General features: G+C 70.8%; 20 protein-coding genes. 11 read left to right on the top strand and 9 right to left on the bottom strand.

The window, feature by feature from the left end; translation table 11 throughout:
- Positions 1-9 precede the first annotated feature (9 nt).
- Positions 10-1,005 carry an ABC transporter ATP-binding protein gene (locus KME79_RS20100; RefSeq protein ID WP_219545783.1) on the top strand — a complete coding sequence of 332 codons (996 nt, stop codon included), beginning with the start codon at positions 10-12 and terminating at the stop codon, positions 1,003-1,005.
- Between the two features lie 19 nt (positions 1,006-1,024).
- On the opposite strand, the gene KME79_RS20095 is transcribed toward KME79_RS20100, so the two are convergent.
- The 3 genes from KME79_RS20095 to KME79_RS20085 are packed head-to-tail and all read right to left on the bottom strand — an operon-like array spanning position 1,025 to position 3,808.
- Positions 1,025-1,717: a response regulator gene (locus KME79_RS20095; protein WP_148031410.1), complete on the bottom strand. Its 693-nt coding sequence runs from the start codon at positions 1,715-1,717 to the stop codon at positions 1,025-1,027.
- Positions 1,714-2,889, bottom strand: a complete 1,176-nt coding sequence (locus KME79_RS46390) for a sensor histidine kinase (RefSeq protein WP_219545728.1) — start codon at positions 2,887-2,889, stop codon at positions 1,714-1,716. Before KME79_RS46390 ends, KME79_RS20095 begins: the two co-directional genes overlap by 4 nt.
- A gap of 58 nt (positions 2,890-2,947) precedes the next feature.
- On the bottom strand, positions 2,948-3,808 hold the full coding sequence (locus KME79_RS20085) for a RecB family exonuclease (protein ID WP_148031412.1): 861 nt from the start codon (positions 3,806-3,808) through the stop codon (positions 2,948-2,950).
- Positions 3,809-4,033: 225 nt separating this feature from the next.
- Between KME79_RS20085 and KME79_RS20080 the strand changes: the two genes are divergently transcribed.
- On the top strand, positions 4,034-5,128 hold the full coding sequence (locus KME79_RS20080; RefSeq protein WP_219545727.1) for a site-2 protease family protein: 1,095 nt from the start codon (positions 4,034-4,036) through the stop codon (positions 5,126-5,128).
- Positions 5,129-5,422: 294 nt separating this feature from the next.
- On the top strand, positions 5,423-6,868 hold the full coding sequence (locus KME79_RS46385) for an FHA domain-containing protein (RefSeq protein WP_148031414.1): 1,446 nt from the start codon (positions 5,423-5,425) through the stop codon (positions 6,866-6,868).
- Between the two features lie 1,059 nt (positions 6,869-7,927).
- Here KME79_RS46385 and KME79_RS20070 read toward each other — a convergent pair.
- Positions 7,928-8,479, bottom strand: coding sequence for a hypothetical protein (locus KME79_RS20070; protein WP_219545726.1), 552 nt, complete (start codon positions 8,477-8,479; stop codon positions 7,928-7,930).
- Between the two features lie 96 nt (positions 8,480-8,575).
- Positions 8,576-9,682, bottom strand: coding sequence for a GNAT family N-acetyltransferase (locus KME79_RS20065; RefSeq protein ID WP_219545725.1), 1,107 nt, complete (start codon positions 9,680-9,682; stop codon positions 8,576-8,578).
- 55 nt (positions 9,683-9,737) lie between these two features.
- On the opposite strand from KME79_RS20065, the gene KME79_RS20060 reads away from it, so the two are divergent.
- Both KME79_RS20060 and arc read left to right on the top strand, forming a co-directional pair.
- Entirely contained in the window at positions 9,738-10,589 is an 852-nt protein-coding gene (locus KME79_RS20060; protein WP_148031417.1) for a tRNA (adenine-N1)-methyltransferase, read from the top strand.
- A 204-nt stretch (positions 10,590-10,793) separates the two neighbouring features.
- A complete protein-coding gene (gene arc, locus KME79_RS20055) occupies positions 10,794-12,557 on the top strand; it encodes a proteasome ATPase (RefSeq protein ID WP_219545724.1) in 1,764 nt (587 codons plus the stop codon).
- 57 nt (positions 12,558-12,614) lie between these two features.
- Here the strand turns inward: arc and KME79_RS44995 are convergent, their stop codons facing one another.
- Complete coding sequence (locus KME79_RS44995) at positions 12,615-13,841, bottom strand: serine hydrolase (protein WP_246640119.1); 1,227 nt, start codon at positions 13,839-13,841, stop codon at positions 12,615-12,617.
- Between the two features lie 504 nt (positions 13,842-14,345).
- Between KME79_RS44995 and KME79_RS20045 the strand changes: the two genes are divergently transcribed.
- On the top strand, positions 14,346-15,425 hold the full coding sequence (locus KME79_RS20045) for an acyltransferase family protein (RefSeq protein WP_246640118.1): 1,080 nt from the start codon (positions 14,346-14,348) through the stop codon (positions 15,423-15,425).
- 85 nt (positions 15,426-15,510) lie between these two features.
- The gene (gene dop, locus KME79_RS20040; RefSeq protein ID WP_148031420.1) at positions 15,511-17,025 is read left to right on the top strand and encodes a depupylase/deamidase Dop; all 1,515 of its coding nucleotides are present in this window, start codon (positions 15,511-15,513) and stop codon (positions 17,023-17,025) included.
- A 12-nt stretch (positions 17,026-17,037) separates the two neighbouring features.
- Here the strand turns inward: dop and KME79_RS20035 are convergent, their stop codons facing one another.
- The gene (locus KME79_RS20035) at positions 17,038-17,442 is read right to left on the bottom strand and encodes a hypothetical protein (RefSeq protein WP_148031421.1); all 405 of its coding nucleotides are present in this window, start codon (positions 17,440-17,442) and stop codon (positions 17,038-17,040) included.
- Between the two features lie 152 nt (positions 17,443-17,594).
- Between KME79_RS20035 and KME79_RS20030 the strand changes: the two genes are divergently transcribed.
- Positions 17,595-17,804, top strand: coding sequence for a ubiquitin-like protein Pup (locus KME79_RS20030; RefSeq protein WP_148031422.1), 210 nt, complete (start codon positions 17,595-17,597; stop codon positions 17,802-17,804).
- A gap of 395 nt (positions 17,805-18,199) precedes the next feature.
- Here the strand turns inward: KME79_RS20030 and KME79_RS20025 are convergent, their stop codons facing one another.
- Positions 18,200-19,252, bottom strand: a complete 1,053-nt coding sequence (locus KME79_RS20025; RefSeq protein WP_219545723.1) for a DNA polymerase IV — start codon at positions 19,250-19,252, stop codon at positions 18,200-18,202.
- A gap of 18 nt (positions 19,253-19,270) precedes the next feature.
- The gene (locus KME79_RS20020) at positions 19,271-20,635 is read right to left on the bottom strand and encodes an extracellular solute-binding protein (protein WP_219545722.1); all 1,365 of its coding nucleotides are present in this window, start codon (positions 20,633-20,635) and stop codon (positions 19,271-19,273) included.
- A gap of 171 nt (positions 20,636-20,806) precedes the next feature.
- Here KME79_RS20020 and prcB point away from each other — a divergent pair, with 171 nt between their 5' ends.
- From prcB to KME79_RS20005, 3 genes are all read left to right on the top strand, one after another.
- Complete coding sequence (gene prcB, locus KME79_RS20015; protein ID WP_148031424.1) at positions 20,807-21,652, top strand: proteasome subunit beta; 846 nt, start codon at positions 20,807-20,809, stop codon at positions 21,650-21,652.
- A gap of 21 nt (positions 21,653-21,673) precedes the next feature.
- Positions 21,674-22,453: a proteasome subunit alpha gene (gene prcA / locus KME79_RS20010; RefSeq protein ID WP_187281424.1), complete on the top strand. Its 780-nt coding sequence runs from the start codon at positions 21,674-21,676 to the stop codon at positions 22,451-22,453.
- Positions 22,454-22,541: 88 nt separating this feature from the next.
- Positions 22,542-23,063 (top strand): hypothetical protein, encoded by a 522-nt coding sequence (locus KME79_RS20005; RefSeq protein WP_308248985.1) that lies wholly within the window; start codon positions 22,542-22,544, stop codon positions 23,061-23,063.
- Positions 23,064-23,109: the final 46 nt, after the last annotated feature.

Below are 23,109 nucleotides of genomic sequence, written 5' to 3'. Positions count from 1 at the left end.
GTGCACAACATGGAGAAGCACTTCCCTGTGACCGCGGGCCTGTTCAGAAGGCAGGTCGGCGCCGTCAAGGCGGTCGACGGGATCAGTTTCGAGGTGTTCAAGGGCGAGACCCTCGGCCTGGTGGGCGAGTCCGGCTGCGGCAAGTCCACCACCGGGCGGCTGGTCACCCGCCTCCTGGAGCCCACCGGCGGCAAGGTGGTCTTCGAGGGCCAGGACATCACCCACCTGAGCCAGGGCAAGCTCCGGCCGCTCCGCCGCGACATGCAGATGATCTTCCAGGATCCGTACTCGTCGCTCAACCCCCGGCACACGGTCGGCGCCATCGTCGGCGCGCCCTTCCGCATCCAGGGCATCAAGACCGAGCAGGGCATCAAGAAGGCCGTCCAGGACATCCTGGAGCTGGTCGGGCTCAACCCCGAGCACTACAACCGCTACCCGCACGAGTTCTCCGGCGGCCAGCGCCAGCGCATCGGCATCGCCCGCACGCTCGCGCTCAAGCCCAAGCTGATCATCGCCGACGAGCCCGTCTCCGCCCTCGACGTGTCCATCCAGGCCCAGGTGGTCAACCTGCTGGAGGACCTGCAGAGCGAGCTCGACCTCACCTACGTGGTCATCGCCCACGACCTGTCGGTGGTGCGGCACATCAGCGACCGGGTCGCGGTCATGTACCTCGGCAAGATCGTCGAGATCGCCGACCGCAAGAGCCTGTACGCCGCGCCCATGCACCCCTACACCAACGCGCTGCTGTCGGCGGTGCCGGTGCCCGACCCGAAGGCGCGCAGGGACCGCGAGCGCATCCGCCTCACCGGCGACGTGCCCAGCCCGCTCAACCCGCCGCCCGCCTGCCGCTTCCACACCCGCTGCTGGAAGGCGCAGGAGATCTGCAAGAAGGTCGAGCCGCCGCTGGAGAAGCTGGCCGACGGCCACCAGGTGGCCTGCCACTTCCCGGAGAACGCCCCGGTCGCCACCGCGGGAGCCGCCGCGGACGACGCCGCGCAGGCCTGATCGCCGCCCCGGGCGTCCGTTACGACAGGGCGCCCGGGGTGATCAGGCCCGTCTCGTAGGCCAGCACCACGGCCTGGACGCGGTCGCGCAGCCCCAGCTTCGTCAGCACGTTGCCGACGTGGGTCTTGACCGTCGTCTCGCTGACCACCAGCTTGGCCGCGATCTCCGCGTTGGACATGCCTTTGGCGATCAGCCGCAGCACCTCCAGCTCCCGCTCGGTCAGCCGGTCGAGCCGCGCGGGCGCGGGCTGCTCGTGAGCCGCCGGCAGCCGGGCCGCGAACCGGTCGAGCAGCCTGCGCGTGACGCTCGGCGCCACGATCGCGTCGCCCGCCGCCACCACCCGGATCGCCTGCACCAGCTCGTCCGGCGGCACGTCCTTCAGCAGGAACCCCGACGCCCCCGACCGCAGCGCCTCCACGATGTACTCGTCCAGGTCGAAGGTCGTCAGCACCAGCACCTTCGGCACGTGCGCCGACGGCACCGCCCGGGGCGCGTCGCGCACGATCCGGCGGGTCGCCTCGATCCCGTCGACCCCCGGCATGCGGATGTCCATCAGCACCACGTCCGGCAGCAGCGCTCTTGTCTGCTCCTGCGCGGCCTTGCCGTCGCCCGCCTGACCGACCACCGTGATGTCGGGCTCTGCCTCGAGGATCAGGCGGAAACCGGTGCGCAGCAGCGGCTGGTCGTCCACCAGCAGCACCCTGATCGTCATGATCCGTCCTTCAACGGGAACCTCGCCCGCACCTCGAAACCGCCCCCCGATTTCGGGCCGATGTTCAGAATTCCACCACAGAGGGCCACCCGCTCGCGAATTCCGACCAGACCGTGACCCGCCTCCTCCGGCCGCGCCGCCTCGCCGCGCCCGTCGTCCACCACCCGCACGTCCAGCTCGCACCGTCCGTGACGCACGGTCACCACCGCCTTCGCGCCCGGTCCCGCGTGGCGCAGGCTGTTGGTCAGCGCCTCCTGGACCGTGCGGTAGGCGGCCAGGTCGACGCCCGCCGGCAGCGGGACCGCCTCGCCCTCGACCGACAGCCGCGCCGGCAGGCCCGCCTCCGTCAGCTGCTCCACCAGCGCGGGCAGATCGCGCACCCCCGGCTGCGGCCCGAGCTCCACGCCCGCGTCGGTGCGCAGCACGCCCACGATGTCGCGCATCTCGGACATCGCCAGCCGGCCGGTGTGCTCGATCGCGGTCAGCGCCTCCCGCGCCACGTCGGGATCCGACGCCAGCACCTTGCGCGCCGCGGCCGCCTGCACCGTCATCACCGACACGTGATGCGCCACCACGTCGTGCAGCTCCCTCGCGATCCTGGAGCGCTCCTCCGCCCGCGCCGCCCGCGTGTCGGCCGCGTGCGCCCGCTCCAGCCGCGCCGCCCGGTCCTTCAGCTCCTCCCGGTATGCCCTGCGCAGCCGCATGCTCCGGCCCGTGCCCCAGACCGCCACCAGCACCACGGCCATCATCAGATGGTCGCTCCAGTGGGCCGTGCGGACCGGCCCGGCCGCCGCCCCCACCGAGTAGACCGCCAGCGACACCAGCAGCCCGCCCAGCGCCGCCGCCAGCCCTCGGTTGGCGGCCACCGAATAGAGCATCACCAGCGCCCCCACCCCGGCGAGGCCGTAGCCGTAGCCGAAGGCCGCCAGCAGGGTCTCGGGCACCAGGCTCGCGCACAGCCCCGCCAGCGGCCAGCGCCTGCGCGCCGCCACGGGAGCGCAGCTCGACAGCACCAGGAAGGCGCCCAGGGAGTCGGGGCCGCGCAGCCCGTCGACCACCAGCCCCTGCGCCTCCAGCCGGCCGACGTTCTCGGTCAGGAACAGCGACAGCGACACCACGGCCGCCAGCACCGCCAGGACCGAGTCATGGAACGTCGTTCGGTCTGCGCGCACCGCTTCACTGTAAGCCCAGGTGAGCCGGGGCTCCTCCTCCTGCAGGAGGAGAAGGCGGCTACAGCTCGTCGGTGGCGGCGCGGCGGCTGCCGCGCACCGTGTCGCCCGGCTGCCGGTCGGGCACCGGCGGGGGAGTGCCGCCGAACTCGGGGCACAACGCCTGATGATCGCACCAGTCGCACAGCCGGCTGCGCCGCGCCCGCCACTCGCCGGTGTCGAGCGCCCGCGCGATCGCCTTCCACAGAGCCTTCACCTTGCGCTCGGTGGCCAGCAGATCGGCCTCGTCGGGCGCGTACCGCAGCACCTCGCCCCGCCCGCCCAGATAGACCAGCTGCAGCAGCCGCGGCACCTCGCGGCGCAGCCGCCACAGCACCAGCGCGTAGAACTTCATCTGGAACAGCGCCTTGGCCTCGAACTCCGGCCCCGGGGCGCTGCCCGTCTTGTAGTCGACCACCCGGACCTCGCCGGTCGGCGCGACGTCCAGCCGGTCGACGTAGCCCCGCAGCATCAGCCCGCCGTCGAGCACCGCCTCCACGTAGAGCTCGCGCTCGGCCGGCTCCAGCCGGGTGGGATCCTCCAGCGTGAAGTAGCGCTCCAGCATCTCGCGCGCCTGGGCCAGCCACGCCGCCTGCTCGCCGTCTCCGGTGAACATCTCCGCCAGCTGCGGGTCCTCCTCCAGCAGCCGCAGCCACTGCGGCTCCAGCAGCTCCAGGGCGGCGCGCACCGAACGCTCCGGCGCCGGCAGGTCGTAGAGCCGCTCCAGCACCGCGTGCACGACCGTGCCGCGCACCGCCGCCTGCGACGGCTTCTCCGGCAACTGGTCGACCACCCGGAAGCGATAGAGCAGCGGGCAGGTCATGAAGTCGCCCGCCCGGGACGGGGAGAGGGCTCCGATGATCTCCGGCTCGGTCAACGTCATGACCCGCACTCTAGGCCACCCCTCCGACACAATGCCCCGGCACAAAAGGGACACGCGCGTCCTGGATCACCCTGCGCGGCGCGTAGCATCAAGGCAGGCACAGCCCGTGGCCGAGGGCGCTTTCGACGGCGCGTTCGACGGCTCCGACGGCATGTGGACGGCGCTTGGACGGCAAGGAGTGCGGTGAGCGAGCAGAGCCCGCGACAGGAATCCTCCGGAATTCTGATGGGAAAGCCGTTCGGCATCCCGGTCTACGTGTCGTGGACGTGGTTCATCGTCGCGGCCTTCATCACCTGGCTCTTCGGTGACACCTTCCGCTACATGATCCCCGGCGTCAGCGCCGCCGGGGCCTACGGCGTCGCGTTCGCCTTCGCGGTGCTGCTGTACGTGTCGGTGCTGCTGCACGAGCTGGCCCACAGCGTCCTGGCCAAGTGGTACGGCCTGCCCGTCCGCCGCATCACCCTCTACCTGCTCGGCGGCGTCTCCGAGATCGAGAAGGAGCCGCCGACCCCCGGCAAGGAGTTCATGGTCGCCGCCGCCGGGCCCGCGCTCTCCCTCGGCCTGGCCGGCGTCGGCTGGCTGGCCGACGTCTTCCTGGTCGATGGCGACGGGATCCCGCAGGTGCTCATCTGGCAGCTGTGGGTGGCCAACCTCATCGTCGGCGTCTTCAACCTGCTGCCCGGCCTGCCGCTCGACGGCGGCCGCATGCTCCGCGCGGGGATCTGGAAGATCGCCCGCGATCCCGGCACCGGCACCGTCGCCGCGGCCTGGGGCGGCCGGATCCTCGCCGCGCTGCTCGTCGCCGCCCCCTTCGCGCTGGCGACGGCCACCGGGCAGGAGATCGACTTCCGCGACCTCATCTGGCCGCTCGTGCTGGCCTCCTTCATCTGGATGGGCGCCTCCCAGTCGCTGCGCGCGGCCCGCATCCGCGCTCGCATCCCCCAGGTCAACGCCCGCACCCTGGCCCGCAGGGCGATCCCCGTCACGGCCGAGACGCCGCTCGCCGAGGCGCTGCGCCGGGCCTCGGAGGAGCACGCCGGCGCGCTCGTCGTGGTCGACCACGACGGCCGCCCGCTCGCCATCGTCAACGAGTCGGCCGTGCAGGCGACGCCCGAGCACCGGCGCCCCTGGGTGAACGTCGGCTCCATGGCCAAGTCCCTGGAGCCGTCCCTGGTCCTCGCCGCCGACCTGGTCGGCGAGCCGCTCATCGAAGCCATGCGCGAAACCCCCGCGGGCGAGTACCTCCTCGTCGAGCGGGGCGGCGAGATCTACGGCGTGCTGTCCACCGCCGACGTCAACCGGGTCTTCACCGGCGTCTGATTTGTCCCACTCGAATAAGCGGCCGGCCACGACTAGTGTCTTTCCCGGTGATCTAGCCGGCCCTGCGATTCGAAGGCACGACGTCTGGCCCGATAGTGTGCTGTTTGGCCAAACTTGCACAGTTGACGGGTTCACCGCGTCCCACGGTTCACCGAATCGAGACGCGACGCGGCCCTGTTGCCTGGGTATGCGTATGGCTGGTGGCCAGCACGGTGATGCGCGCACCACGGCATCGCCTGCTTCCGGGAAGGACAGTTGAGTGACCGAGCGCAGCACGGTCATGTGGGAGGACTCATGACGGACCAGGGCTTCGGGACGGTGCGGCCGCTTCCCGGCAACGGGCTCGTCGCGTACGAGAGCGGCCTGCTCCTGGTGTGCGACGTCGACGAGGACTCCGGCACCCGCCTGATCGACGCGCTGCGCCAGACGGCCGCATCCGGGGGCGACGGCAGGGCGCTCGCGCGGCGCGCCGCCCAGGTGCTCGCCGCCACCATGACCAGCGACCCCGGCACCTGCGCGGTCGCCGGCCGCGTCGGCGACGGCGTGGCCGTCCTGGTCAGCGGCGCCGCCTCCGCCCACGTCACCGGCCCGGCCGGCGAGACGCGCCTGTCCGGCAGTGACTCGCTCACCTGGGCCGACCGGCTCATCGGCGGCCCCGTCGAACGCGTCGAGCTGGTCCTGCCCGGCGCCGGCCGCCCTCACCCCGCCGTCCGCTTCGAGAGCGGCGTCGTCCACGGCGGCGGCATCGTCGGCGAGCTCACCGCCCAGAGCCCGGCTCCCTCCAGGCCGCTCACCAGCGAGATGCCCAACACGGCGCTCCACTTCGAGCCCGACCTGATGCCGCGCCAGGAGCCGCCCGCGCCCGCCCAGGCGCCGCCCTACCCCATGTCGGGCACCGACCAGCCGCCGCCGCTCCCTCCCCAGCCGCCCTCCGGCCCGCAGCCGCAGCCCCACTCCCAGCCGCAGATGGGGCCGCCGGTCATCGACCAGCCGCCCGCCAGGCCCGAGCCGGCGCCGTTCCCCTCCTACGACGAGCCCGCGCCCGCCGCGCCGTCCTCCGGCAACGGCACCATGCCGGAGTACGAGCAGCAGCCCGCCCCCATGGGCCCGCCCCCGCAGGACCACTACGACCCCGGCCCGCCCCTCATGGGCCCGCCCCAGGACCTGCAGCCGCCCATGGGCCCGCCCCACGACCTTCACCCGCCCATGGGCCCGCCGTCGCAGGAGCAGCAGGCCGCGCCCGTCCAGGAGCAGGACCACGGCGACCGGCCGCTCGTCTACGGCGTCGACTGCAAGAACGACCACTTCAACGACCCGCGCGCGCCCTACTGCGCGGTGTGCGGCATCGCGCTCGTGCAGCGCGCGCTCGTCCCCTACAAGGGCCCGCGCCCCGCGCTGGGCGTCCTCGTCCTCGACGACGGCACCGCCCTGCCGCTGGAGACCGACTACCTGCTGGGCCGCGATCCCGAGCGGGCGCCCGAGGTCGCCGGCGGCAGCGCCCGCCCGGCCAAGGTGACCAGCCCCGACGGGTCGGTCTCCCGCCGCCACCTGCGCGTGGCGCTCGACGGCTGGGACGTCAACCTGGTCGACCTCGGCTCGGTCAACGGCACCCAGATCCAGCCGCCCGGCGACCCCAACTTCTACGACATCCCGCCCAACGAGCCCGTCACCATCGCCCCCGGCACCACCGTCCGCGTCGGCGTCTCCCGCACCCTCCGCTTCGAACCCCACCGCGGCTGACACCCCACCCCCGCGCCTTCCCCGAAGGCGCGGGCATCCATCGACGCCCAGCCCCTCTCAGGCTGGACCACGTCGAGGTCCTCCTACACAACCCCTTCACCGTACGGACGTAGACCGCGGATAGCCTCAGCCTCCCGCCCGACCCTCGCCGTCCTCATCGGCCCTGGGATCCCACCGGCCTTGGCGCCCCGTACGACGGTGTGTACGACCCTCACGCCCCGTACACACCGTCGGCTGACGAGCCGCAGATCGCCGGGATCGGGCCGACCGCTCCCGCCGCGACTTGCCCTTCAAGCCCCAATCAGCCCTATCGCCCTGCGGTCTCAGCCTCTCGAACGAACCTCTCCGTCCTAGTCCGCCCTTGTGTCCCACTCTGCGGCCCGTACACGCCGTGCTGACGGGCCGTTGGTGCCGGGATCGGGCCGACAGCCTTCACCCCGACTGCCCCTTAGTCCCAAGCGGCCCTATCGCCTTAGTGGCCTCACCACCCCGAACCGGCCCCTGCCCCAAAGGGCTTTGCCGCCGTAGTCGTCCTGCCCCAAGGAGTCCTGGCGCGCAATCGACCCTCCGATCCACCAGGCGCCGCACTTGTCCTGCCCTAAGGGCCCTTGGCGCCGCAATCGGCCCCTCCGGCCCCAGGCGGGTCCTCATGCCGTAAGCGGCCCTTCGGCCCAAAACGGTCCTTACGCCGCAGCCGGCCCTGGGTCCGAATCCGGCCCTTTCCGCTTCCTCTCGTACGGTGCGACTGCGCTCCGTGCCGTGCATATGCGTGCCGTGCCATGCCGTGCCGCAGGCTCCGTGCTGAGCCTTCTCTCTATCCACCTGTCATCGCACGGGGAGTCGGATGTTCCCGCCGACGCTGGGGACTCCCGGGGTGCCGGTCTTCCCGCGTATCCAACTGCCTGTCTGCAAAGGGCGGGAGTCCGTACGGGGAGCCGTTCCCCCACGTTGGCAGGACGGGCCGGGGCGCTCGGGCGGCTGCGGCTGGAGGGCCGGTGTTCCGTCCGCAGCCGGATGCGTACGAGGGGATCCCGCTGGGTGACGCCAGACCCCGTACGGTCAGCGGGGGTCAGGCCGGGGGGAGAGGCGGCGGGGAGCCGGGAGGCAGGGTTTGGGGGAGAGGGGGAGGGACTGGACGCCACGGAGCAGCCGCGCCGCGGCCTCCAGGCCGTTGGACGCCTCCAGCGCCCGCCCGGCCGCTATCGCGAAGCGGCCGAGGAGGTGCTCGTCGCGGTCGTCGAAGGCGCGCCCCGCCGCCCACAGGAACGCGTGGTCGCAGGTGACCGTGGCCAGCGGCGTCGCCAGGAACCCCGGTGTCCCCACCGACCTGTCGCAGGCCAGCAGCACCGGCCCGCGCGACACCGCCAGCTCCTTCAGCACCCCGCACTCCGCGAGCCAGAGCCGGACCCGCAGCGGGTCTCCCGGCGGCACGTGGGTGACCACGGCACACGCCTCCTCCCGGAGCGGGTCCACCCGCACGAAACCGGCATAACCCACCCGGACGACGGCGGCGGCGGCCCGGGCCAGGCTGCCCATCAGCCGGGACGACTCCAGGCAGGTGAAGGAGGAGACCAGCTCACGCATGGCGACTTCGGCACGGTCGAGCGGCATCGCGGCACTCCCTCGACAGGGTCGCGCAGCCCGATCACGCGACACTCAGGGGCGGTGACCCGGAGTATCACCCCGCACGGGCCCCTTGGCCATACCTCAAGAGGAAATCTGTCTTCCCGGGCGCAGCCGCAGCCACGAGACCTCGTCCGTACGGCTCCCGTCAGGCTGCGGGAAGAACTCCGGCCGCACCCCCTCACGTACGAACCCGGCACGTTCGAGCACCGCCTGCGACTCCAGGTTGGCCGCGTCGGTCCCGGCCACCAGCCGGTGCAGCGACGTGTGCGCGAACGCCCAGTCGGACAGCAGCCGCACCGCCCGCGTCATCAGCCCCCTGCCCCGGAACTCCGGCAGCAGCGAGTAGCCGATCATGCCCTGGCCGAACGCCGGCATGCTGTGCAGGAGCTGCAGGTGACCGGCGAACGCCCCGCTGACGGAGTCCCTGACCGCCAGCTCGATCCGCTGCCCCGACAGCCACAGGTAGCCCGTGGCCCGGCAGCGCCGCTCGTCCTCCTCCAGCGAACTGCCCGGCCCCACGTTGTAGCGGGACACGCTCGGCTCGCCCAGCATCCGGTGGAAGTCGGCGGCGTCCTCCACCACCATCCGCGTCAGCCGCACCACCCCGTCGCCCAGCTCGCCGCCCTCGAAGAACGGCAGGGCCTGCTCCACCGGCTCGCCGCCGTCGCGGGCGATCCTGGCGAACGACACCAGGTCCACCCGCCGGCCGTCGCGCAGCGCCTTCGCGTCGCGCCGCCGCCCCTCCTCGGTGAACCCGGCGCGGTAGGCGGCCCGCAGGGACGGGAGGTTCTCCACCTCGGTCTCCAGCTCGACCCGCTCCACCCCGTGGTCGAGCAGCCACTCCGTCAGCCCGCGCGCCACCGCCCCGGCCACGCCCCGCCCCCGCGCCCACGGCGCCACCACGAGCTCCACCGTCGCCGACCCGTACGGGGTGAGCGGCGTCACCCCCGCCGAGCCGACGTAGCGCCCCTCCTCGGTGATCGAGAACTCCGCTCCGCCCGACTCCCACACGGTCTTGGCCCGGCGCACGTGCTCGTGCGCGTCCTCCATCGTGTACGGGGACGAGATCAGCGGCAGATAGCGGGCCGTCAGCGGATCGTCGCAGGTGGCACGTATCGCCGCCGCGTCCTCGTCCACCGGGGCGCGCAGCACCAGGGGGCCGACGGCGATCACTTCACGCGGGAGCATCCCTCATAGATATCGCGCGTCAGGAGCCCGCCGAAAGCCCTATAACCTTGCCGCCATGGGTTTCCGCAGGCATGGGCCGTTCCGGCCCGGGGATCAGGTGCAGCTCACCGACCCCAAGAACAAGCGCCACACCATCACGCTCAAGGAGGACGGCGTCTTCCACACCCACAAGGGCGCCATCCCGCACAGTGAGCTGATCGGGCAGCCCGAGGGCTCCGTGGTGCGCTCCTCCGGCGGCACCCAGTATCTCGCCTTCCGCCACCTGCTGCAGGACTACACGCTCGCCATGCCGCGCGGCGCCGCCGTCATCTACCCCAAGGACGCCTCCATGATCGTCGGCATGGCCGACGTCTTCCCGGGCGCGCGGGTGATCGAGGCGGGCGTCGGCTCCGGCGCCCTGACCTGCTTCCTGCTCCGCGCGGTCGGCCCGGAAGGGCACGTGACCTCGTACGAGCGCCGCCAGGAGTTCGCCGACGTGGCCGCCAAGAACGTGGAGAAGTTCTACGGCGGCCCGATGGACGACAACTGGCGGCTCGTCGTCGGCGACCTCGTCTCGTCCATCGACGAGTCCGACGTCGACCGGGTGATCCTGGACATGCTCGCCCCCTGGGAGTGCGTCGACGCCGCCGCCAAGGCGCTCACCCCCGGAGGCGTCATCTGCTGTTACGTGGCCACCACCACCCAGATGTCCAAGACGGTCGAGGCCATTCGCGATCACGGGAGTTTCACCGAGCCCCACGCGTGGGAGACCCTGGTTCGCGACTGGCATGTCGAAGGACTCGCCGTGCGGCCCGATCACCGGATGATCGGCCACACCGGGTTCCTCGTCTCCGCCAGGCGCATGGCCGACGGCGTGACCCCGCCGCCGCGCCGCCGGAGACCGAAGGGAACCACCGAAGAACTATGACAATTTGGCCACGAGGCTGCGCCGATGCGTGACACGGGAACAGATCACCGTGTTCATATGCTGGGAGTATTAAACACCCCATTGGGGATTATTCACCGAATACAGATAGTCACTGTACGAACACTGCCCGGCCAGGTTACGGAGGGGCCCGAGATAGGTAAGGTCCTTAGTAGTCGCCCTCGACTGGGAAGGAGGTGACGGGGCGTGGCAGCTCGCGATGATGCTGAGGCTCGAGCCGCGCAGCGCGAACGGGAGGTCGCTGATCTTTCAACACAGGTCTCCTTCCTCCAAGAGGAGATCACCGCGCTGAGGCGGAAGCTGGCCGAGTCACCCCGTCAGGCCAGGGTCCTCGAAGAGCGTCTTCATGAGGCACAGGCGAACCTCGCGGCCGTTACCGGCCAGAACGAACGCCTGGTGGCAACCCTCAAGGAGGCCCGGGACCAGATCGTCGCCCTCAAGGAGGAGGTCGACCGGCTGGCGCAGCCGCCATCCGGCTTCGGCACCTTCCTGGAGGCCAGAGACGACGGGACGATCGAGGTGTTCACCGGCGGCCGCAAGCTGCGGGTGAACGTCAGCCCGTCCGTCGACGTCGACTCGCTCAAGCGTGGCCAGGAGGTCATGCTCAACGAGGCGCTCAACGTGGTCGAGGCGCTCGGCTACGAAGAGGTCGGCGAGATCGTGATGCTCAAGGAGCTCCTCGACGAGGGCAAGCGCGCCCTGGTCATCTCACACGCCGACGAGGAGCGCGTCGTCCGCCTGGCCGACTCGCTGCTCGGCCAGCCCATCAGGGCCGGCGACTCGCTCCTGCTCGAAGCCCGCTCCGGCTACGTGTACGAGCGCATCCCGAAGTCCGAAGTCGAAGAGCTCGTCCTGGAAGAAGTGCCCGACATCTCCTACCACGAGATCGGCGGCCTCTCCCGGCAGATCGAGCAGATCAGGGACGCCATCGAGCTGCCCTACCTGCACTCCGACTTGTTCCGCGAGCACCAGCTCCGTCCGCCCAAAGGCGTGCTGCTCTACGGCCCGCCCGGTTGCGGCAAGACGCTCATCGCCAAGGCCGTCGCCAACTCCCTGGCCAAGCAGGTGGCCGAGCGCACCGGCCAGGAAGGCAAGAGCTTCTTCCTCAACATCAAGGGCCCGGAGCTGCTCAACAAGTACGTCGGCGAGACCGAGCGGCACATCCGCCTGGTCTTCCAGCGCGCCCGTGAGAAGGCGTCCGAGGGCACCCCGGTGATCGTGTTCTTCGACGAGATGGACTCGATCTTCCGCACCCGCGGGTCCGGCGTGTCGTCCGACGTCGAGAACACCATCGTGCCCCAGCTGCTGTCGGAGATCGACGGAGTCGAGGGCCTGGAGAACGTCATCGTCATCGGCGCCTCCAACCGCGAGGACATGATCGACCCGGCGATCCTGCGGCCCGGCCGCCTGGACGTCAAGATCAAGATCGAGCGGCCGGACGCCGAGGCGGCCAAGGACATCTTCTCCAAGTACCTGGTCACCGACCTCCCGCTCCACCCCGACGACCTGACCGAGCACGGCGGCTCCCAAGAAGCCACCATCCAGGGCATGATCCAGAGCGTCGTCGAGCGCATGTACACCGAGAGCGAAGAGAACCGCTTCCTCGAGGTCACCTACGCCAACGGCGACAAGGAAGTGCTCTACTTCAAGGACTTCAACTCCGGCGCGATGATCCAGAACATCGTCGACCGGGGCAAGAAGATGGCCATCAAGCAGTTCCTGGAGACCAAGCAGAAGGGCCTGCGGGTGCAACACCTCCTGACGGCCTGCGTGGACGAGTTCTCCGAGAACGAAGACCTGCCCAACACCACCAACCCCGACGACTGGGCCCGCATCTCCGGCAAGAAGGGCGAGCGGATCGTCTACATCCGCACGCTCGTCTCCGGCAAGCAGGGCGCCGAGGCCGGCCGTTCGATCGACACGGTCGCCAACACCGGTCAGTACCTCTAGATCACGACCAGGAGCCGCCGCCGCGTCGAAACGCCGGTCGGCGGCTCCTGTCGTGGGCTAGCCCCTCTCCGGACCGGCGGGCCAGGGAAGCGTACGGGACGCCGCGGTGATGAGGGCGCCCGCCTGGCGGACGGCCCGCACGAGGCCGTGGTCGGAGCCCGGCGGGCCGGATGCCAGGACCGCGTAGGCGAGAGGGCCCAGGATGCCCACATCGGCGCGGACGCCGTCGTCGGTGCCCGTCTTGTTGGCCAGCCGGCCGCCCTCCGGGTCATGCCCCATGAAGGCGGGCACCAGGCCGTGGTCGGTGTTGGCCAGCATCCACCCGCGCATCAGCACCTGCCACCCCTCCGGGCCGGACAGCAGCGCCGCCAGGCCCGCCAGCTCACCGGCGGTGCCCAGGGCGAAGGCCGGCGGATGCTCGGGGCCGCGAGGCTCACGGATCCGGTCCAGCAGGCGGGTGCGGGTCAGCCCGAGCGCCGCGGCGGCGGCGTTCACCCGGTCCAGGCCGATGCGGCGCAGCAGCGCGTTCGTCGCGGTGTTGTCGCTCACCGACGCCGTGAGCAGGGCCAGGTCGCCGACCGTCCACGTCCGCGCGGACAGTCCGGGCAGCAGCCCCGACCCGCCGCAGTAGTCGTCGTCATGCAGGGACACCGGCTCGTCCGCGTCCAGGACGCCACCGTCGATGCCCATCGCCACCTCGGCCAGCAACAGCACCTTGCCCACACTGGCCAGCGGCAGCTCCACGTCCTCACGCAAGGCCAGCGCCGAGAGCCCCGCGTCCACCCGGCTCCCCGGCCCCATGCCGGAGACCCCGGCGTGCACCCTGCCTGAAGCGGAGAGTTCGGCCTGAGCCGACGACGCGAGAGAGGGGCCGGTGCGGGCCGCACCTACGGCGGTGGATCCGGTGTGTGCAGAGCCTGCGGGGGAGAGGCCGGCGTGTGCTGAGCCCGTGACGAAGGGGTCGGTGTGGTCCGAGGCCGCGGCGGAGAGGTCGGTGTGTGCTGGGGTTGTGAAGGTAGGGGCGGTTCGTACTGAGCTGGGGGGCGATCCGGAGGGCGGGAGCGTGGTGATGGCGCGGACGGAGACGGCGAGCGTGCCGGGGCAGGCGGCCGCGATGCGCTCCAGAGCCGCGGCGAGCGCGGTGGTGTCGCCACGCGCCGCGGCCGCCACGGTGAGGTCGGCGCCGTCCGCTGCCTCCACGGCGGAGGCGGCCGTCCGGAGAACCTCGGCGGCCTCCTCCCACGATGGGACGGGCGTGCGGACGGGGTGGTCGGGTGGAGTCATGGTGCTGAGCCTTCCGGGGCGGGCGGGGTGACCACATTGTCCCGGACGGCCGCCTCACCGGCCGTCACCACCAGGCGCGGGCCCGCAGCAGGTGGCGCCGTCCGCCACCCCGGTGACGGCCATGCGAAACCACCTGGTCCACCGCGATGGCGGCGACAGCGGATCTCCGGAACTGCGCGCCGAAGGCATGGAGTCCGTACGGGCGATCAGTGACGGGGTGCCCGGCTGGGAGAACACGGCGGGCCACGGCGGCCGAGCCGCGTGCACGCCGCCGGACCCCGGCGCGAAGGCCGCGCGATCACGTCTCAGCGGACCTGGCGGGCTCAGAGCGCAGGGTGACCAGGTACGCGCCCGACCCCGGCGATCGCGACCGCTTGCCGCGACTTGGGCAAAGAAAACATCTGTGTGACGGATGTGAAAGGAGGGAACCGGAATGATCACTGGGACGTCCAAGTCCCCATGCACCAACAGAACCGGCCGAAGCATGCTCGTGGGGACGGCCGGTTGGCCGAGCTCGACCTCCTGCGCTTCATCGCCGCCCTGGCCGTGCTGGCCTTCCACTACCTCGTGGCCTACGCGTCCGTCTGGGGCGACCGGCCCGCCGAGCTGTTCCCCGCCCTCGCCCCCATCGCCGGGTTAGGCATCCTCGGCGTCGAGCTGTTCTTCATCATCAGCGGCTTCGTCATCCTCATGACCATCTGGGGGCGCGGTCTCGGCTCGTTCGCCCGCTCCCGCCTCGTCAGGCTCTACCCCGCCTACTGGCTCAGCCTCCTCGCCGTCGCCGGCGTCTACGGCCTCACCAGCACCAAGGCGCTCGACCCCAAGCTCTCCACCGGCGAGTATCTGGTCAACGCCACCATGTTCCAGCGGCTGTTCAAGATCGGCGACGCCTCCGGCGTCTACTGGTCGCTCTGGGCCGAGCTCCGCTTCTACCTGCTCATCACCATCCTGGTCGTGGCCGGCGTCACCTACGGCCGGGTGCTCGTCTTCTGCGGCGTCTGGCTCGTCGCCGCGCTCGGCGCCGAACTCCTCGGCAACCCGGTGCTCAACGAGATCCTCATGCCCCGGTACGCGCCCTACTTCGTGGCGGGCATGGCCCTCTACCTCATCCACAAGCAGGGCAGCGCCTGGCTGCCCTGGATCTACGTCGCGGCCTCGTACGGCATGTCCCTGCACGCGGCGCTGGAACGGGTGCACGGCCGGATCGAGCTCGCGGGTTTCAAGAACATGCCCGTCACCGACGTCAGCGTCGTCATCACCATGACGCTGATCTACCTGGTCATGGCGCTCGTCGCCCTCGGCCTGCTGCGCCTGCGCGCCCGTCCCGCGCTCACCGCGCTCGGCGCGACCACGTACCCGCTCTATCTGTTCCACTCCGTGATCGCCGCCGCGCTCGTGCCGCTCCTCGTCGGCGACCTGCCGCCGTGGGCCACCGCGGTCATCACCACCGTCGTGGCCGTCGTCGTGTCGTACGCGGTCTACGCGTTCGCCGAACGTCCCATCCAGCGCATACTCAAGCCCCGCCGGGCATCCGTGAGCACGGCGGCGCCCGTGGTAGAGGTGGAAAAGACGTCGGTGCCATAACTCTGTGACCCTGGGGCACTGTGAAGGGCATAGGCTCGGGCATATAAACGGCGGATAGACAGATCCGGACGAACAGAGGGTGCGCATGACGGTGCGTCGGGTGATGGGCATCGAGACCGAGTACGGCATCTCCGTACCCGGTCAGCCAGGCGCCAACGCGATGGTGACCTCCTCGCAGGTGGTCAACGCGTACCTGGCCGCCTCCGCGGCCAAGGCGCGCAGGGCGCGGTGGGACTTCGAGGAGGAGAACCCGCTGCGCGACGCCAGAGGGTTCGACCTCGCCAGAGAGGTCGCCGACCCCAGCCAGCTGACCGACGAGGACCTCGGCCTCGCCAACGTCATCCTCACCAACGGGGCCAGGCTCTACGTCGACCACGCGCACCCTGAATACTCGACGCCGGAGTGCACCAACCCACGCGCCGCCGTCATCTGGGACAAGGCCGGCGAACGCGTCATGTACGACGCCGCGCAGCGGGCCGGCGCCATCCCCTCCAACGCCCCCATCCAGCTCTACAAGAACAACACCGACGCCAAGGGCGCCAGCTACGGCTGCCATGAGAACTACCTCATGCGGCGGGCGACGCCGTTCGCCGACATCGTCCGCCACCTGACCCCGTTCTTCGTCTCCCGGCAGGTCGTGGTCGGCGCCGGCAAGGTCGGCATCGGCCAGGACTCACGCGGCGAAGGCTTCCAGATCAGCCAGCGGGCCGACTTCTTCGAGGTCGAGGTGGGTCTGGAGACCACGCTCAAGCGGCCGATCATCAACACGCGCGACGAGCCGCACGCCGACCCGGAGAAGTACCGGCGGCTGCACGTCATCATCGGCGACGCCAACATGTCGGAGATTTCCACTTACCTGAAGCTGGGCTCGACCGCGCTCGTCCTCGCCATGATCGAAGACGGCTTCCTCACCCGCGACCTCACCGTCGAGAACCCCGTCCAGGCCCTGCGCGCGGTCTCCCACGACCCGTCCTGCCGCTACGAGATCGCCATGCGCGACGGCCGCAAGCTCACCGCCGTCCAGCTGCAGATGGAGTACCTCGAACAGGCGCGCAAGTACGTCGAGGAACGCGAGACCGCGCAGGACGAGATGAACAAGGACATCCTCGACCGCTGGGAGTCCGTGCTCACCCGCCTCGCCGAGGACCCCATGCAGCTGTCCAGGGAGCTCGACTGGGTCGCCAAACTCGAACTCCTCGAGGGCTACCGCAGCCGCGACGGCCTGGCCTGGTCGCACCCCCGGCTCCAGCTCGTCGACCTGCAATACTCCGACATCCGGCCCGACCGGGGCCTCTACAACCGGCTCGTCGCCCGCGGCCGCATCCAGCGGCTGATCACCGAGGACGAGGTCCAGCGGGCCGTCGAGCATCCGCCCAGCGACACCCGTGCCTACTTCCGCGGCCGCTGCCTGCGGCAGTACAGCGAGGCCGTCGCCGCCGCCTCCTGGGACTCCGTCATCTTCGACATCCCGGGCAGGGAGTCCCTCCAGCGCGTTCCCACCCTGGAGCCCCTGCGCGGTACCAAGGCCCACGTCGGAGAGCTCTTCGACCGCTGCCGCACCGCGGCCGACCTCGTCGCCGCCCTCACCGGCGGTGAGTAGCGGGGCGTCGGGCTACACCAGCCCGACGCCCAGCGTCAGCGTCCCCGCCGCGAGCGACGCGCCGCCCAGGAACGTCAGGTAGATCAGCTTGTTCGGCTTGGTGTCGCCGGGCCGCACCACCGACAGGAAGAACCCCAGCGGCATCAGGATCGGCGCCGCCACGATCGCCAGGCGCACCAGCCCCTTCACCGGGTCCGACAGCGCCGCCTGGTCCACGTACAGCATCGCCACCAGGCTGAAGAGCACCAGCACGCCCGCATGCGCGTGCCCGGCCCGCCACAGACCGCGCCGCACCGGGTTGTCGAGATAGCCGGGAACGTTCCGCATCAGGAACCGCAGCAGCGTCACACCGCCGAAGGCGATGGTCGGCACCGTGATGAGCAGCACGCCTGCCGTGCTGAGAGAAGCGGGGGACATCTCAGAACCTCCTGTGTCATCGGGGGTCCCAGTATTGGATAGCAGCGCTATCCAGTCAAGCGGGTAAGGTCAGGGGACGATCGGCGCGAAATGTCGGGCCGTTCGGGGAAGATATGGACTGAGAGGCAGTCCCCCGCACATGGAGGTAGGGCATGGCTACGAAGGACACCGGCGGGCAGAAGCAGACCGGCCGGCGCGAGTCCGAGGTCGAGGAGACCGAGGCCTCCGCGGCGCCGGACGTCCAGGAGCGCCAGGAGAAGCTCACGGACGACGTCGACGCGATTCTGGACGAGATCGACGAGGTCCTCGAAGAGAACGCGGAGGAATTCGTGCGGAGCTACGTCCAGAAGGGCGGAGAGTAGGCCCAGGCGGACATCGACAAGGAGTGCGAACGGGTGGAACCACCGGAAGGATGTAAGCGCTGCTCCGACTGCGGAGAGGCCCCTGGCCTCTCCGCAGTCGGGCTGAACAAGCGCGTGCCCGACGGGCGGGCGCGCCACCCCAAAGTCTGCTTCCGGAAACGGTCCACCCAGAGCTGTCGCGAGCGCAGAGGGTCTGCTGCCCGCCTCGCCCTACCGAAGCGATGCGCGAGATCAAGGATCATGACAGCCGGCACGACCACCTGCTGAAACACCGCTACGGCAACCCGAGCGCACGCTCCGCCGTCGACCACTGCCACCGGACGGGCCGGGTCCGGGGCAGTCGGGGTGCCGGATCCGGCCCCGGCCCCGGCTCAGGAGACGGCGAGGCCGGCGTTCTACGGGGACGCGGTGCGGGTCCGGGCGGGCATCTGGTAGGCGGCGCCGACGCCGAGGAGGCGTACGGGGCGGTTCAGGTCGAAGCGGGCGAGGGCGTCGAGGGCGGCGCCGGTGACGGTCCTGGGGTCCGTGGTGGGGGAGGGGAGCGTCGTCTGGCGGGTCCGGGTGAGGAACGGGGCGAAACGGACCTTGACGGTGACGCGGATGATGGCGCGGCCCGCTCCGGCGGCGTCGGCGGTGACCTGGCGGGCGAGTCCGGAGATTTGGGCGGCGATCTCGGCGGGGTCGGTGAGGTCCTCACGGTAGGTGGTCTCGCGGCTGTGGCCACGCGGGATCCACGGGGTGGTGACGACCTCGGCCTCGCCCTTGCCGAGGGCGAGATAGCGCAGCCAGGGGCCGTTGGTGGGGCCGAAGCGGCCGGCGAGGCCCGCTGGGTCGGCGGCGGCCAGCTCGGCGACGGTGCGCAGGCCGAGCTCGGCGAGTTTCCCGGCGGTCTTGGCGCCGATGCCCCACAGGGCGTCCGTGGGCCGGTGGTTCATCTGCTCGGCCCAGGTGTCGCCGGTGAGGCGGTGCACTCCGGCGGGTTTGGCGAAGCCGGAGGCGAGTTTGGCCTGGTGCTTGTTGTCGCCGATGCCGACGGAGCACGAAAGCTCGGTGCGTTCGCGTACGGCTCGCTGGATGTCGCGGGCGAGGGCTTCCGGGTCGTCGGTGCGGACGCCTAGGAAGGCCTCGTCCCAGCCCCAGACCTCGACGTCGGCGGGGAAGTCGCGCAGGACGGCCATGACGCGGGCGGAGGCGGCCTCGTAGGCGGGCGGGTCGCTGGGCAGGAAGACGGCGTCGGGGCAGCGGCGCAGCGCGGTGCGCAGGGGCGTGCCGGAGTGGACTCCGCGGGCGCGGGCCTCGTAGGTGGCGGTCGCGGCGACCGTGCGGGGCCGGGTGGGGTCGCCGTCGCCGCCCACGACCACGGGCCGGCCGCGCAGCTCGGGGTGGCGCAGCAGCTCGACGGCGGCGATGAACTGGTCGAGGTCGACGTGCAGGACCCAGGTCCTCATGGGTCCAGTATCGGCGGGTCAGCCGCTGACGTTGGCGGCGCCCCCGGCGAGTTCTTCCAGTTTCGCCTGGTAGGCGGCGGCGGCCTCGTCGGCGCTCCGGCCGGAGACGATGTCGGCGGTGGCCTCCTGCAGCGCGACCGACACCTGCGGGTAGACGGCGAGGCCGGGCCGGTAGGCGGTGATGGGCAGCACCTCGTCGGCGATGTACCCGAGCATCGGGTCCCCGGCGAGCACCTCGTCGTTGACGTCGGTGCGGGAGCTGATGCGCACCTGGCCGGCGAGCTGCGACTCGGTGGCGGCCGCGGAGTGCATGAACGCGAGCAGTTCCCAGGCGAGCCGCGGGTCGGCGGAGCGGGGGTTGAGCACGCGGACGGCGCCGCCCGACATGCTGGCGTGGTCCTGGCCGCGGATGCCGGCGCCGGGCTCCCTGGCGGGGATCCTCGCGTAGCCGACGACCTGGTCGCGGTCCTTCATGGGGGCGACGCCGGCGTTGGGCTCGATGACGGAACGCCAGAAGTAGTCGCCTTCGAGCAGGATGGCGATCTTGCCGTCGGCGAACTGGGTGAAGGACTTGTCGCGGCCCTTGGCCTCCTGCTGCAGCTTGGGGTCGCCGAGGCCGCTGCCGCCGTAGATCCGCTCGTAGAAGCCGAGCACGTCCTTCATCGCCTGGGAGGCGCCGGTCCACTTGCCCTGGCTGTAGATCTCCGCGCCCGCGCCGGCGAGCAGGGGGAGGACGCCCTGCATGGTGGTGGCCTCGCCCATGGCGGTGCCGGCGTTGATCTGGATGGGCGTGGGCACGCCCGCCGCCTTCAGCTTCTCGCCGGCGTCGAGGATGTCCTGCCAGCTCGCGGGCTGCCAGTCGGCGGGCAGGCCGGCCTTGCCGAACAGGGTCTTGTTGTAGAACAGGACGCGGCCGTCGGTGCCCTGCGGCAGCCCGTACTTCTTGCCGTCGAAGATGCCGAGCCCCTGCACCGCCTGCGGGATCTGGGACCAGCCCTCCCAGGAGTCGACCGCGGCCCCGCCGACCTCGGCGAGCGGCTTGATGTAGCCGGCCTGGGCGAACTCGCCGACCCAGATGCCGTCGACGTCGATGACGTCCGCCCCGGCGCCGGACTTGAGGTCCAGGGCGAGCTTCGTCTTGTACTGCTCGTCGTCGACGCCGCTGGGCTGGAAGAGCACCTTGACGTTCTGGTGGGTCTTCTCGAACTCGGGGATGACCCAGTTCTTGATCCAGTCGGCGGATTCCGAGTTCTTGCCGCCGGAGATCGAGTTGGCGGCGATGGTGAGGGTGACGGTGCCGCCCTCGGCGGGGGCGCCGGTGCCGCAGGAGGCGAGCGCCAGGCCGGCGACGGCGATGAGCACGGGCAGGCGGGGCATGCGCATGGCGTCCTCCTGTTCAGGACGTGCGGACATACCGACAATCGCACGGGTGATGCGGGGCGTAAAGAAACGATCTGATGAACGGTTCGCCCTGAGCTGATCGTGGGAAGTGCAGACAGCGACGCAACAACAGTAGGGTCGGCACAGGAACACTGAATGTTGGGAGGGAGTCGCGTGGCGAAGAGGGATCTGCCCACCGGCTTGGTGAGCCAGCTTTTCCAGAACACCGGAAGTTCCTCGTTCACCGATTTCGTGAGCGCGTACGCGCCGGAGTTGCTGCCCCGCAGAGACGAGGTGCTGGCTACGCCGATCGGCGACCAGGTTCCGCACGCGACCACGATCGTGGCGGCGACGTTCGCCGGCGGGGTGGTGATGGCCGGTGACCGGCGCGCCACGTCCGGCAACATCATTTCCCAGCGCGACGTGGAGAAGGTCTTCCGGACCGACGACTACTCGTGCATGGGCATCGCCGGCACGGCCTCGACCGGCATCGAGATGGCCCGGCTCTACCGCGTGGAGCTGGAGCACTACGAGAAGCTCGAAGGCCGCACGATGTCGGTGAAGGGCAAGGCCAACCGGCTGGCCACGATGATCCGCGGCAACCTGGCGATGGCGATGCAGGGGCTGGTGGTGGTGCCGCTGTTCGCCGCCTACGACCCCGACCGCGACGAGGGGCGGATCTTCAGTTACGACGTGGCGGGGGGTCCTTACGAGCGGGAGCGGTTCGACGCGATCGGCTCCGGTTCGATCTTCGCGCGCGGCGCGCTCAAGAAGCTCTACCGCGAGGGCGCGTCGGCCGACGACATCACGATGGTGCTCATCCAGGCCCTGTACGACGCCGCCGACGACGACTCGGCGACCGGCGGGCCCGACATGACGCGGAAGATCTTCCCGATCGTGTCGCTGATCGACGCCGACGGTTTCCGCCGGCTGACCGATGAGCAGGTGTCCGGCTACGTGCGGCAGATGCTCGACGAGCGCCTGATCTCCCCCGACGGCCCCATCGCCCCGCTGCGCTAGAAAGGACCCTCAGTCGTGTCCATGCCTTTCGGATATGCGTCCCCTGAGCAGATCATGCGGGACAAGGCGGACTACGCGCGCAAGGGCATCGCGCGGGGCCGTTCCGTGGTCGTGCTGCAGTACGTCGACGGCATCCTGTTCGTGGCGCCCAACCCGTCACGCGCCCTCCACAAGATCAGCGAGATCTACGACCGCATCGGGTTCGCCGCCGTCGGCCGCTACAACGAGTTCGAGGAGCTGCGGCTGGGCGGCATCCGCTACGCCGACATCAACGGCTACTCCTACGACCGCTCCGACGTGACCGGCCGCGGCCTGGCCAACCTGTACGCCTCCAACCTCGGCCGCATCTTCACCGAGTCGATCAAGTCGCTGGAGGTGGAGGTCGTGGTCGCCGAGGTGGGCGACGGGCCCGAGGGCGACGCGATCTACCGGCTGACGTTCGACGGTTCGGTCTTCGACGAGCACGGCTTCGCCGCGATGGGCGGCCAGGCCGACGCGGTGCTCGGCCGGCTCAAGGAGCACTACCGCGAGTCGATGTCGCTGTCCGACGCGCTGGAGGTGGCGCTGAAGGCGCTGACCGAGCCTGGCGGCGAGCGGCCGCCGGTGGAGCAGCTGGAGGTCGCGGTGCTCGACCGCAACCGCGAGCACCGCAAGTTCAAGCGGCTGGCGGGCGCCCAGCTCGACCGGCTGCTGGCGTCGGCTCCGCCGCCCGCCGAAGAGCCTCCGGCGGCGGAGTCCGACGAGAAGCCGCCGCCGACGGGCCCCGACGGCCCGGTCGACGACGGCTCGTCCCCGCTGTAGCGGCCGATTTCGTACGACAACCCCCGGTGTGAGGTGGATCACGCCGGGGGCGTCGAACCGCGGCGCGCGATCGGCCATCCTATGGTCCGTGAACACGACGATCCGCAGCCTGCTCGCCGGCGGCGCCGCCGCGGCCATCCTCCTGACGTCCTCCGCGGCGGCCGAGGCCGCCGCCGCCCCGCGCTACAGAGCGCCCAAGATCTTCGGCACTTCCTTCCAGGCCGACCCGAAGCACGACTTCACCAGGTCGCCGCGGCCGCGCCACAACGGCATCCTGCGCGGCTGGATCACCCACGTGAGCGGCGGCGTGGCCGAGTACGAACCCATCAGGTGGAAGAAGGGCAAGGTCACCGAGGGCCGGTTCGTGGGCCCGCCGGAAGGCGACGTGCGCGTCTACGCCTCGCCCATCGCCCGGAAGGTGGTCTTCCTGTCCGCGCTGGGCTGCGGCCAGAAGATGACCGGCCTGACCGTCGACCGCCGGACCGGTCTGGGCAGCAAGCGCTGCTCGCGCGCCGACCTCATCAAGCGGGCCCAGCGGGGCGAGCGACCGGCCCTCATCACCGTCCACAAGGGCCAGATCGTGAAGGTCCAGGAGATCTTCACGCCCTGACGCCGGAAAACACCAGGCGGAGATCTCTCCCGCTTCCCCATCCGTG

Source organism: Nonomuraea harbinensis (genome assembly GCF_019396385.1).
In the GTDB taxonomy this organism is placed as follows: Bacteria; Actinomycetota; Actinomycetes; order Streptosporangiales; family Streptosporangiaceae; genus Nonomuraea; species Nonomuraea ferruginea.
Note: the sequence above shows the minus strand (reverse complement) of the source record. Positions and strands in the feature narration are given on the sequence as shown.